The organism is Luteibacter sp. KNZ12-1A (genome assembly GCF_056755675.1).
Window position 1 is genome coordinate 15,585 of record NZ_JBPGXU010000049.1, and the last position, 12,074, is coordinate 27,658.

A 12,074-nucleotide genomic window follows, 5' to 3' on the forward strand; every position below is an offset into this window, starting at 1 on the left:
CTGACGGAGGATTTCCATGCTCAAGTACGCCATCATCTTCGGCCTTATCGCCCTGGTTACCGGCGCCCTCGGCTTCAGCCGGGTCTCGGGCGTCGCCGCCACCATCGCCAAGGTGTGCTTCGCCATCTTCCTGATCCTGTTCGTGATCGCGATCCTAGCCGTCATCGGCGTCTTCAAGCTCGCCTTCTAAAGGTACGCCAGGCTCCATACGGAAGCGGATGCATGGCATCCTAGGGGACTGATGCGTGGCCGTATTCCCGACAATTTCATCGATGAACTGCTGACTCGCGTCGACATCGTCGACGTGATAGAGCGGCGCGTGCCGCTGAAGAAGGCCGGGCGCGAATGGACCGCATGCTGCCCCTTCCACAACGAACGCTCGCCCTCGTTCTACGTGAGCCCGCAGAAGCAGTTCTTCCACTGCTTCGGCTGCGGCGCGCATGGCAGCGCGATCAAGTTCATCATGGATTACGACCGCCTCGAATTCCCCGACGCCATCGAGGAACTCGCCCAGTCCGTGGGCTTGAAGGTGCCCTACGAGGGCGGCCGGGACGATAAGCCGCGGGAAGACCGCAGCGACCTCTACTCCCTGCTCGACGACGCCGCCAGCTTCTACCAGCGCGAACTCGACAACAGCGCCGAGGCCCGTGCCTATATCGACCGGCGCGGCCTCGACGACGAGATCGTCAAGCGCTTCCGCATCGGCTGGGCGCCCGCCGGTTTCGACGGCGTATTGAAGGCGCTGGGCACCTCCGACCGTCGGCGCCAGCTGCTCAACGAAGCCGGCATGGTCGCCAGCAACGAGCGGGGCAATCGCTACGATCGCTTCCGTGAGCGGGTGATGTTCCCGATCCTCGACCGGCGCGGCCGCGTGATCGCCTTCGGCGGACGCGTGCTGTCGTCGGACCAGAGCCCGAAATACCTCAATTCACCCGAGACACCGCTCTTCCACAAGGGCCGCGAGTTGTTCGCCTTGTGGCAGGTGAAGCAGGCCCACCAGCACCTCACCCGGATCATGGTGGTGGAGGGCTACATGGACGTCATCGCGCTGCATCAGGCCGGCCTGCCCATTGCCGTCGCCACGCTCGGTACGGCAACCACGCCGGAACACGCCGAAGTGCTCTTCCGCGCGGCACCCGACGTGTATTTCTGCTTCGACGGCGACCGCGCCGGTCGCCAGGCGGCATGGCGCGCGCTGGAATCGATCCTGCCGCGCATGCGCGACGGCCGCCAGGCCCATTTCCTGTTCCTGCCCGACGGCGAAGATCCGGACACCCTCGTACGCAAGGAAGGCAAGGAGGGCTTCGAGAAGCGCATGAAGGAATCCATGCCGATGTCGGAGTATTTCTTCGAGGAACTGGCCCGCGATGTCGACGTCACCCGGATCGACGGGCGCGCGCGTCTCGCGGAACGCGCCCGTCCACTGATCGCCAAGCTGCCCGACGGCGCTTTCCGCGACCTGATGGCGCAGGAGCTGGAGCGCCGCACGGGCGCGAAGGCGGTCCTGGACGCTGAGCCCGCCCCCCGGCAAACGGCCGCCCCGCGCCCGTCCGGAGGTGGCCAGCGAAGCCTCGTCCGTAGCGCGATCACCATGCTCCTCGCACAGCCTGCGCTGGCCGAGGAGGTGGAGGTCCCCTACCCGTTCCTGCGCTACAACCGGAACGGTGTCGACCTCCTGGCCGAACTGATCGATATCGCGCGGAGCCGACCGGGCATCAATTCCGCGGTGCTCGTGGAGAACTTCATGGACCGCCCGGAATACCCGGCGCTGCAGAAGCTCATGCAGCTGGGACTGCTGGTCGATCCGGACGCCCAGCGCTCGGAGTTCCGCGGCGCGCTGATCAACATGCAGAACCAGGCCGTGTCGGATCGCCGCGAGTACCTGATCGCCAAGAGCCGCGAAGAGGGCCTGGACGACACGGAAAAGGCCGAACTTCGCGTCCTCCTCGCCGCCCGCGCCATACCCGCTCCGGCGGACGACGAATGATGCGCCGCATCGTGGGCGTAACGCGATCCGTGGGATCATCCCGGCCTCGTTCCTCCAAGGGACCGGCCCCAGCCGGATTCGCGCGCTACTGATGGACCTGCTCAACGACCTCGTCGATTTCTTCGGAAGGAACGGATACCTCGCCGTCTTCTTCGCCCTGATGCTCTGCGGGGCAGGCATCCCCTTGCCCGAGGACATCACCCTCGTGGCCGGCGGCATCATCACCGGCCTTGGCTACGGCGACGTCCATACGATGGTCGGCGTGGGCATGGCCGGCGTGCTCGTGGGCGATTCCACGATGTTCCTGCTGGGCCGTCACTTCGGTGGGAGGATCATGAGCTGGCGCCTGGTCGCGCGCCTGCTCACGCCCGAGCGCTACGCGAAGGTGCAGGAGAAGTTCGAGCGCTACGGCAACCGCATGATGTTCGTCGCCCGCTTCCTTCCGGGCATGCGCACCGCCGTGTTCATCACCGCCGGGGCCACCCATCGCGTCGGCTTCTTCCGCTTCCTTCTGCTGGACGGTCTCGCCGCGGCCATCAGCGTGCCGCTGTGGGTCTACCTGGGGTATTTCGGCGCACACAACCACGAGTGGCTGGCGATGTGGATCCATCGCGGGCAAACCGGCGTCTGGCTGGCGATCGCCGCCGCGCTGGTCGTGCTGGGCGTGATCTGGTGGCGCCGCAAGAAGGCCACGCGGGACTGCTGATCCCCGCGGCGGACCACCAGGCAGGGCTACCCGGTGGGAGCCGACCTTGTCGGCGATCCCGCGGCAGCGGGCCAGCCTGAGGCAAGCACCCATCGCCGCTGAAGCGGCTCCCACAGAGGGGTGCGGATCGCCGACAGGGTGGGCTCCCAGCAGAACCCGGCCAGACCCGGCCAGCTTGCCGATTTATCGGCTCCCACCCGTGGAGCCGCTCCCACCGGTTCCGGTCAACCGGCTGCCGTGATCTCGGCGAAGAGCCAGTCGCGGAAGACGGTGGTTTCCTCGCGCGGCTCGGCGTCGCGGGATACCGCCAGGTAATAGGTGTGATGCAGCGGCAACGCCAGGTGGAACGGGGCCACGAGGCGGCCCGCGGTCAGGTCGTAGGCCACCAGCAGTTCCTGGGCCAGCGCCACGCCCTGCCCCTCGATCGCCGCCTGGAGCATCATCGTGCCGTCGCTGAAACCCATCTCTCGCGACACCGGTCCCGGTTCGACACCCGCGCGCTCGAACCACTGGTCCCATCCCGTCGCCGCCGCGGCACGACGGCCCGGACGTTCGTGCAGGAGCATCTGCGCGGGCAGGTCCGCCGGTCCGCGCACCTGTTCGGCGAGCGCGGGAGCACAGACCGGCGTGTAGCCACTCACCACGAGGATGGACTGGCCGGCGCCTTCGCTCACGCGATCGTCGATGGCGAGGTCCCAACCCCCTTCGTCGCCACCGTCGGTGACCACTTCCACGGCGATGTCCGGATGCCTGGCGAAGAAGCGGAACAACCTCGGCACCAGCCATTTCGTACCGAAGGTGGGCGGCACGGAGACGCGCAAGGAGGCATGGCGCTGCCCCATCACCTGGTCCGTGGCGTGCTGCAACGCACGAAAAGCGTCACGAATGCGCGGAAAATAATTTTCGCCCGCCGCCGTGAGCGACAGCCGATTGTTGCTTCGCACAAAGAGCGGCGTGCCGAGGTACGACTCCAGCAACTTGACTTGCGCACTCACCGCCGCGGCGGTCAGCGAGAGTTCCTCGCCCGCCTTGGTGAAGCTCATATGCTGCGCTGCAAGCTCGAACACGCGCACGGCATTGAGGGGTAATGAGCGCTTCATTGCGGACTCGTTCAAAAAAACTTGGGGAAACCCCGAAGAATTTCTAGTTTGCCTGCCTCGGCAGGCAACGCCAAGAATCCATGGCGCTTTCGATCGGACCCTCGATGAACATCCTCACCGTCGACACCGGAACCACGAACACCCGCGTCACCGTCTGGCACGACGGCGACGTGGTCGGACAGGCCGCCCGGCAGGTAGGCGTGCGCGATACCGCCATCACCGGCAGCACGGCGAAACTCGAGGAAGGCGTGCGCGAAACCATCGCCGAAGCCCTCGCGGCGGCGAACCTCGGCAAGGCCGACATCGGTCGCGCCATCGCTTCGGGCATGATCACCTCCAACATGGGCCTGTGCGAAATACCGCATGTGGTCGCGGCCGCCGGCATCGACGACCTCGCCGCCGCCATGCGCGAGAGCCTCATCGCCAACGTCTGGCACGAGCCGATCTGGTTCGTGCCCGGCGTGCGCAACGCGGTGGACCACATCGGCCTGCACAACTGCGAGGCGATGGACATGATGCGCGGCGAGGAAGTGGAGTCCTTCGCCCTGGTCGAGCGGCTGAACCTCGACGAGCCAACGGTCATCGTCCTGCCCGGCTCCCATTCCAAGTTCGTCAGCATCGATGCGAAGCGCCGCATCGACGGCTGCGTCACGACGCTGGCGGGCGAACTGCTGCACGTGATATCGCACGACACCATCCTCGCCGGCTCGCTGAAGGAAGGCTTCGCCAAGCGCATCGATGCCGAAATGCTGCTGGCCGGTGCCGCTTCCGCGAAGAAGATCGGCCTGGGCCGTGCCTGTTTCAGCGTGCGCATCCTCGACCAGTTCGCGGTGTACGACGCCAATGCGCGCGCCAATTTCCTGCTCGGCGCGGTGCTCGGCTCGGACCTGCTCACCCTCAAGAATTCCAGCGCGATCCGGATGAGTCCGGGCACGCGCTTCGTCGTCAGCGGCAAGCCGATCCTGCGCGAAGCGATCGGCCGGCTGGTCGAGGGCGACGATTTCTTCTCCGGCACGGTCACCGTGCTGGGCGACGACGAGCAACGCGACCTCGCGGGATACGGCGCCATCGCCGTCGCCCGTCGTCGCGGGCTGGTCGACTGACACGGCCCATGGCCATCCGAATCACCCGAGGAGGGAACGCATGAAGACGAAGATCGCCCTGGGCCTCCGCGCCCTCGCCCTGGCGCTGGCCGTGACCGCCGCGCCCGCTTTCGCCGCCGACGACCCGGTGAAGATCGGTTTCGTGGTGAAGCAGCCCGAGGAACCCTGGTTCCAGGACGAATGGAAGTACGCCGAACAGGCGGCGAAGGAGAAAGGCTTCACCCTGGTGAAGATCGGCGCGCCGGATGGCGGCCAGGTCCTCACCGCCATCGACAACCTGAAGTCGCAGCATGCGCAGGGTTTCATCATCTGCACGCCCGACGTGAAGCTCGGTCCTTCGATCGTGGCCAAGGCCAGGATCGACAAGCTCAAGCTGATGACGGTGGACGACCGCCTCGTCGATGGCTCCGGCAAGCCGATCGAATCCGTCCCGCACATGGGCATCTCGGCGTCGAAGATCGGCGAGCAGGTCGGCGAGGCGATCGCCGCGGAGATGAAGAAGCGTGGCTGGAAGCCGGAGGAAACCGGCGCCCTGCGCATCTCCTACGACCAGTTGCCGACGGCGAAGGAACGCACCGACGGCGCCATCGCCGCGCTCACCGCGGCCGGCTTCCCGAAGGCCAACGTGGTCAACGCGCCGCAGGCCAAGACCGATACCGAGAACGCCTTCAACGCGGCGAACATCGCCATCACGCAGAACCCGAAGTACAAGCACTGGATCGCCTTCGGCCTCAACGACGAAGCCGTGCTCGGTGCCGTGCGCGCGGCGGAAGGCCGTACCTTCCGCGCCGACAACATGATCGGCGTGGGCATCGGCGGCAGCAAGTCGGCGCTCAACGAATTCGCCAAGGCGCAGCCGACCGGCTTCTTCGGCAGCGTGCTGATCAGCCCGAAACGCCACGGCTATGAGACGTCGGTGAACATGTACGAATGGATCAAGAACGGCAAGGCGCCGCCGCAGCTCACCCTCACCACCGGCCAGCTGATCACCCGCGCCAACGCCGCGGAGATCCGCAAGGACATGGGGCTTTGACGATGACGAACGCCCCGCGCCTCGAGTTCCGCCATATCGGGAAGACCTTTCCCGGCGTGCGCGCGCTCGACGATGTCGGCTTCGCCGTGCGCGCCGGCAGCGTGCACGGCCTGCTCGGCGAGAACGGCGCGGGCAAGTCGACCATGATGAAGATCCTCGGTGGGGAATACATCCCCGACGAGGGCGAAGTCGCGATCGACGGACACGTGCGGCACTTCCGCAAGGCGGCCGATGCCATCGACGCGGGCGTGGCGGTGATCCACCAGGAACTCCAGTACGTGCCGGAACTGTCGGTCATGGAGAACCTGCTGCTCGGCCGCCTGCCCACGCGCTTCGGCCTGGTCGACCGCCGCCGCGCGCTGGCCTGGACTCGCGAGCGCCTGGACGCACTCGGCGTGGACCTCGATCCCCGCGCGAAGCTGAAACAGCTTTCCATCGGTCAACGGCAGATGGTGGAGATCGTCAAGGCGATCCTGCGCGACGCGAAGATCCTCGCGTTGGACGAGCCCACCAGCTCGTTGTCGCATCGCGAGACCGACGTACTCTTCCGCCTCGTGCGCGACCTGCGCGCGCAGGGCAAGGCGATGATCTACATCTCGCACCGCCTCGACGAGATCTTCGAACTCTGCGATGCGGCGACGATCTTCCGTGACGGCCGCAAGGTCACCGATTTCGACACGCTGGAGGGCGTCACCCGCGACGCGCTCGTGCAGCGCATGGTCGGCCGCGAGATCAGCGACATCTTCGGCTACCAGCCGCGCGAACACGGTGACGTGCGCCTCTCGGTGAAGAACGTGACCGGCCGTGCCGTGCCCCTGCCGGTGAGTTTCGAGGTGCGTGCCGGGGAAATCGTCGGCTTCTTCGGCCTGGTCGGCGCGGGCCGCTCCGAGATCATGCGCGTGGTCTACGGTGCCGACCGGCGTACCGCCGGCGAGGTACGCGTGGACGGGCAGAGCATCAAGGGCTCGCACATCCGCGACGCCATCCGGCACGGCCTCGTGTTCTGCCCCGAGGATCGCAAGGAAGACGGCATCATCGGCGTGCGCTCGGTGTCGGAAAACATCAACATCAGCGCGCGACGCAACCACCTCACCGCCGGCCTTTTCGTGAACGACCGCAACGAGGCCAGGACCGCCGACAGCTACATCGAACGACTGCGCATCCGCACGCCGCACCGCCGGCAGGAAATCCGCCTGCTGTCCGGCGGCAACCAGCAGAAAGCGGTGCTCTCGCGCTGGCTGGCCGAGAAAGACCTGCGCGTGCTGATCGTCGACGAGCCCACCCGCGGCATCGACGTCGGCGCGAAGAACGAGATCTACAACGTGCTCTATGAACTGGCCGCGCGCGGCGTGGCCGTGGTGATGATCTCCAGCGAGCTGCCCGAGGTACTCGGCGTCTCCGACCGTGTCGTCACCATGTGCCGTGGCCGCATCACCGCCCAGTTCGACCGCGCCTCGGCGAACGAGCAGAACGTCCTCGCCGCCGCCCTGCCTGAAAGCGCGGGATCCACCCCGATAAGGAACGCCTGACCCATGACCGAGCCCAACGCCGCCGCCATCGCCGCGACCCGCGAGACGCCCGAGGCCCATCGCCGCGCCCTGCTCTGGCAGGTCGTCGACGATTACAGCCTGATCGGCATCTTCATCGTGCTGTTCGCCGTGCTGAGCATGACCGTGCAGTACTTCTTTTCGTGGGACAACGTGGTCGGCCTGGCCCTTTCCGTGTCGCAGATCGGCATGGTCGCCTGCACGATGATGTTCTGCCTGGCTTCGCGCGATTTCGACCTCTCGGTGGGCTCGACCGTGGCGTTCGCGGGCGTGTTCTGCGCGATCGTTTCCAACGCCACGGGCAGCGTGGTGGTCGGTATCGGCGCCAGCCTGGTCGCGGGCGCCCTGGTCGGCTTCGTCAATGGCGCGGTCATCGCCAAGCTCAAGATCAACGCGCTGATCACCACGCTGGCGACGATGGAAATCGTGCGTGGCCTGGCCTTCATCGCCTCGCACGGCCAGGCCGTGGGCGTCACCAGCGAGGCCTTCTTCACCCTGGGCAGCGCCGAGTTCCTCAGCTTGCCGGTGCCGGTATGGGTCACCCTGGCCTGCTTCGTCGTCTTCGGCGTGCTGCTCAACAAGACCATCTACGGCCGCAATACCCTGGCGATCGGCGGCAATCCGGACGCCGCGCGCCTCGCCGGCGTGGCGGTCGATCGCGTGCGCATCGCCATCTTCCTCATCCAGGGCCTGGTCGCCGCTCTGGCCGGCATCATCCTCGCCTCGCGCATGACCAGCGGCCAGCCCAACGCGGGCGAAGGTTTCGAGCTCAACGTCATCTCGGCCTGCGTATTGGGCGGCGTCTCCCTGATGGGCGGCCGTGCGAGCATCAGTGGCGTGCTCGTTGGCGTCCTCATCATGGGCACCGTGCAGAATGCGATGAGCCTCATGAACATCGACGCCTTCTACCAGTACCTGGTCCGCGGTGCGATCCTGCTGATCGCCGTGCTCGTGGACCAGCTCAAGAACCGCAGGCAATCCCGCTGATGACCGATACCTTCAAACCGCTTTCCTCCCACCGCCAGGCCCATGCCGAGGGTGTGATCTGGGACGACATGGCCGGCCTGGTCCGCTGGACCGACATCGCCACTTCACAGCTGTTCTCGTACGACCCGGCCACGGGCGTCGTGAAGGACTGGAAGCTTCCGGCGCGCCTGTGCTGCTTCGCCCTCACCCACCAGCCCGGCGTGCTCCTGCTCGCGCTGGAGAAGCAACTCGCCCGCTACGACACCCGCGACGGCAGCTTGCACGTGCTCGAGGACATCGAGCCCGACCTGCCCGGCACGCGCACCAACGACGGCCGCTGCGACCGTGGCGGCAACTTCATCTTCGGCACCCTCAACGAACGGGGCCCGGAGAAGGTGGCATCGTTCTGGCGCTACACGCACGACGGCAAGCTCGACCGGCTGGCCCTGCCGAAGGCGGCCATCACCAACAGCATCTGCTTCAGCCCGGATGGCGAGACGATGTACTTCACCGACTCGCCCACCGCACAGATCATGGCCTGCGACTACGACGCCGCGACCGGCGAGATCGACCGCATCCGTGTCTTCGCCCAACTGGAAGAAGGTATCGAACCGGACGGCTCGACCATCGACGCCGAGGGCTTCCTCTGGAACGCGCAGTGGGGTGGATCGCGCGTGCTGCGCTACGCCCCCGATGGCCGCGTGGACGCGGTCATCGACCTGCCGGCGCGCCAGCCGAGCTGCGTCACGTTCGCCGGCGCCGCGCTCGACCGCATGGTGGTCACCTCGGCGCACAAGGGCCTGAAGGACACCGTGATCGCCGACGAACCCTCGAACGGCGCGATCTTCATCGGCACGCCGCCGCGCGGACGCGGCCTGCCCGAGGCACGTTACGGTCACGGATCGGGCGCATGACCGGCACGACGAAGGCCGATCCGCGCACCACGCCCTTGCCGCGCCTCGCGGGCAAGGTGGCCATCGTCACCGGCGCCACGCAGGGCATCGGCGCCGCCACGGCGGAGCTGTTCGCCGCCCATGGCGCGAAGATCGTGCTCAACGTGATCCGGGACAACGCGCAGGCGCGTGCCACGCTGGCCGGACTCGACACCGACGACGCCATGCTGTTCGAAGCCGACGTGACCGATCCCGCGGCGGTACGGCGCATGGTCGATGCCGCGACGGAGCGCTTCGGCGCACCCGACGTCCTGGTCAACAACGCCGGCATCAACGTGTTCAACGATCCGCTTTCGCTGAGCGACGACGAATGGACGCGCTGCTTCGAGGTCGACCTCAAGGGCGCCTGGAACTGCGCGAAAGCCGTGCTGCCGGGCATGCTCGGACTCGGTCGCGGCAGCATCGTCAACATCGCCTCGGTGCACGGGCACAAGATCGTCCCGCACTGCTTCCCCTATCCCGTGGCCAAGCATGGATTGATCGGGCTGACCAAGGCGCTGGGCATCGAGTACGCCGCCCACGGCATTCGCGTGAACTCGATTTCCCCGGGTCTCGTGCTGACCGCCATCGCCGAGGCCGGCTTCGCCGCCGCTGCCGATCCCGAGGCGGAACGCCGCCGGCAGACCGAGATCCTGCCTAACAAGCGCATCGGCGAGCCGGCGGAGATTGCCTATACTGCGTTGTTCCTCGCTTCCGACGAAGCGCGCTACATCAACGCCGCCGACATTCGCGTCGACGGCGGCCGTTCCCAGCTCTATCACGAGTGAACCCATGGCCTGGCCGACTGCGCTTCCCCTCATCGCCATCCTTCGCGGCATCACGCCGGACGACATCGTCGGCCACGTCGAGGCCCTGCTCGAAGCGGGATTCGACGCCATCGAGGTGCCCCTCAACTCGCCCGACTGGCAACGCAGCATCCCCATGGCGCTGGAAGTCGCCGGCACCCGGGCACTGGTCGGCGCGGGCACGGTGCTGACGCCGGAAGCGGTCGACGCGGTGGCCGACCTGGGTGGCCACCTGCTGGTGACGCCCAATACCGACCCCGCGGTGATCCGCCGCGGCCGCGAACGCGGAATGTACACCTCCATCGGCTTCAGCACACCGAGCGAGGCCTTCACGGCCATCGCCGCGGGCGCGCAGTCGCTGAAGTTGTTTCCCGCCGCGCAATGGGGCCCGGGCTACGTGAAAGCCATCCGCGCCGTGCTGCCACCGGACCTGCCGTTGCTGGCCGTCGGCGGTGTCACGCCGGAGAACATCGGCCAGTTCCTCGACGCGGGCTGCATCGGTGCGGGATTGGGCGGCGACCTGTATAAAGCGGGGCAACCCGTGTCGCGGACGCGCGAGCGCGCGAACGCCTTCGTCAAAGCCTATCGTTCGGTCTGAGCATGAAGATCACCAAGATCACCACGTATCGCGTCCCGCCCCGCTGGATGTTCCTCAAGATGGAAACCGACGAAGGCGTCGTCGGTTGGGGCGAGCCCGTGGTGGAAGGCCGTGCGCGCACCGTCGAGGCGGCGGTGCACGAACTTTCCGAGTACGTCATCGGCAAGGACCCGGCCCGCATCAACGACCTCTGGCAGGCGATGTACCGCGGCGGTTTCTACCGGGGCGGCGCCGTCTTCATGAGCGCCATCGCCGGCATCGACCAGGCCCTGTGGGACATCAAGGGCAAGGTGTTGAACGCGCCGGTATACGAGCTGCTCGGCGGCCGTGTACGCGATCGCATGAAGACCTATTGCTGGGTGGGCGGCGACCGTCCCGCCGACGTCATCGCGCAGATCCGCGAGCGCATGGCCCACGGCTTCGACACGTTCAAGATGAACGGTTGCGAGGAAATGGGCATCATCGGCTCGAGCAAGGCGGTGGACGCGGCCGTGGCGCGCGTGGCCGAGATCCGCGAGGCCTTCGGCAACACGATCGAGTTCGGCCTGGACTTCCACGGCCGGGTGTCCGCGCCGATGGCCAAGGTCCTGGTGAAGGAGCTGGAACCGTTCCGCCCCCTGTTCATCGAGGAACCGGTACTCGCCGAACAGGCCGAGTACTACCCGCGCATCGCGGCGCACACCTCGATTCCCATCGCCGCGGGCGAACGCATGTACTCGCGTTTCGAATTCAAGAGCGTGCTGGAGCGCGGCGGCATCTCGATCCTGCAACCCGATCTCTCCCACGCCGGCGGCATCACCGAATGCGTGAAGATCGCCGCGATGGCCGAGGCATACGACGTGGCCCTGGCGCCGCATTGCCCGTTGGGACCGATCGCGCTCGCCTCATGCCTGCACGTGGACTTCGTCAGCTGGAATGCCACGTTGCAGGAACAGAGCATCGGCATCCATTACAACAAGGGCGGCGAGGTCCTCGATTACGTCCTCAACAAGGATGCGCTCGCGCTGGACGATGGTGGCTATGCGTTGCCGTTCAGCGGGCCTGGCCTGGGCATCGAGGTGAACGAGGCACTGCTGATCGAGCGCAGCCGGGAAGTCGCCGACTGGCGGAATCCGCTGTGGCGGCACCCGGATGGGTCCGTGGCGGAGTGGTGATAGGGCGCGGTGTCTTGCCCGCTGCCGCGGGATCGCCGCTGAAGCGGCTCCCACAAGAGCATCGCCGACAAGGTCGGCTCCCACCAGATTGCCGCGGGGGTCCAGGTTTCCGCAGAGGGTCCAGGTTGCCGCGGACGGGTGG

At 66.9% G+C, this 12,074-nt stretch carries 12 protein-coding genes; 11 read left to right on the forward strand and 1 reads right to left on the reverse strand.

The features are described from left to right. Positions 1-16 precede the first annotated feature (16 nt). From ACR9ZJ_RS11445 to ACR9ZJ_RS11455, 3 genes are all read left to right on the forward strand, one after another. On the forward strand, positions 17-190 hold the full coding sequence (locus tag ACR9ZJ_RS11445; protein ID WP_072322409.1) for a DUF1328 domain-containing protein: 174 nt from the start codon (positions 17-19) through the stop codon (positions 188-190). A 51-nt stretch (positions 191-241) separates the two neighbouring features. After that, positions 242-1,987, forward strand: a complete 1,746-nt coding sequence (dnaG, locus tag ACR9ZJ_RS11450) for a DNA primase (protein ID WP_481287819.1) — start codon at positions 242-244, stop codon at positions 1,985-1,987. A gap of 91 nt (positions 1,988-2,078) precedes the next feature. Continuing rightward, entirely contained in the window at positions 2,079-2,693 is a 615-nt protein-coding gene (locus tag ACR9ZJ_RS11455) for a DedA family protein (RefSeq protein WP_371022415.1), read from the forward strand. A gap of 224 nt (positions 2,694-2,917) precedes the next feature. On the opposite strand, the gene ACR9ZJ_RS11460 is transcribed toward ACR9ZJ_RS11455, so the two are convergent. Then, entirely contained in the window at positions 2,918-3,793 is an 876-nt protein-coding gene (locus ACR9ZJ_RS11460) for a LysR substrate-binding domain-containing protein (RefSeq protein ID WP_481282366.1), read from the reverse strand. A gap of 104 nt (positions 3,794-3,897) precedes the next feature. Between ACR9ZJ_RS11460 and ACR9ZJ_RS11465 the strand changes: the two genes are divergently transcribed. Genes ACR9ZJ_RS11465 through dgoD form a run of 8 tightly spaced genes read left to right on the forward strand, consistent with a single transcriptional unit; the run spans position 3,898 to position 11,932 of the window. Beyond that, positions 3,898-4,896 (forward strand): 2-dehydro-3-deoxygalactonokinase, encoded by a 999-nt coding sequence (locus ACR9ZJ_RS11465; RefSeq protein ID WP_481282365.1) that lies wholly within the window; start codon positions 3,898-3,900, stop codon positions 4,894-4,896. Between the two features lie 40 nt (positions 4,897-4,936). Continuing rightward, a complete protein-coding gene (locus tag ACR9ZJ_RS11470; RefSeq protein ID WP_481287820.1) occupies positions 4,937-5,929 on the forward strand; it encodes an arabinose ABC transporter substrate-binding protein in 993 nt (330 codons plus the stop codon). A gap of 2 nt (positions 5,930-5,931) precedes the next feature. Continuing rightward, a complete protein-coding gene (gene araG / locus ACR9ZJ_RS11475) occupies positions 5,932-7,458 on the forward strand; it encodes an L-arabinose ABC transporter ATP-binding protein AraG (protein WP_481287821.1) in 1,527 nt (508 codons plus the stop codon). A 3-nt stretch (positions 7,459-7,461) separates the two neighbouring features. After that, positions 7,462-8,463 carry an L-arabinose ABC transporter permease AraH gene (araH, locus tag ACR9ZJ_RS11480; RefSeq protein WP_481282362.1) on the forward strand — a complete coding sequence of 334 codons (1,002 nt, stop codon included), beginning with the start codon at positions 7,462-7,464 and terminating at the stop codon, positions 8,461-8,463. Next, a complete protein-coding gene (locus ACR9ZJ_RS11485; protein ID WP_481287822.1) occupies positions 8,463-9,356 on the forward strand; it encodes an SMP-30/gluconolactonase/LRE family protein in 894 nt (297 codons plus the stop codon). Before araH ends, ACR9ZJ_RS11485 begins: the two co-directional genes overlap by 1 nt. Beyond that, a complete protein-coding gene (locus ACR9ZJ_RS11490) occupies positions 9,353-10,162 on the forward strand; it encodes an SDR family oxidoreductase (RefSeq protein ID WP_481287823.1) in 810 nt (269 codons plus the stop codon). The genes ACR9ZJ_RS11485 and ACR9ZJ_RS11490 overlap by 4 nt, the downstream gene beginning before the upstream one ends. Beyond that, positions 10,152-10,778 (forward strand): 2-dehydro-3-deoxy-6-phosphogalactonate aldolase, encoded by a 627-nt coding sequence (locus ACR9ZJ_RS11495; RefSeq protein ID WP_481282751.1) that lies wholly within the window; start codon positions 10,152-10,154, stop codon positions 10,776-10,778. The genes ACR9ZJ_RS11490 and ACR9ZJ_RS11495 overlap by 11 nt, the downstream gene beginning before the upstream one ends. A 2-nt stretch (positions 10,779-10,780) precedes the next feature. Beyond that, positions 10,781-11,932, forward strand: coding sequence for a galactonate dehydratase (gene dgoD, locus ACR9ZJ_RS11500; RefSeq protein WP_481282359.1), 1,152 nt, complete (start codon positions 10,781-10,783; stop codon positions 11,930-11,932). The last annotated feature ends 142 nt before the right edge of the window (positions 11,933-12,074 follow it).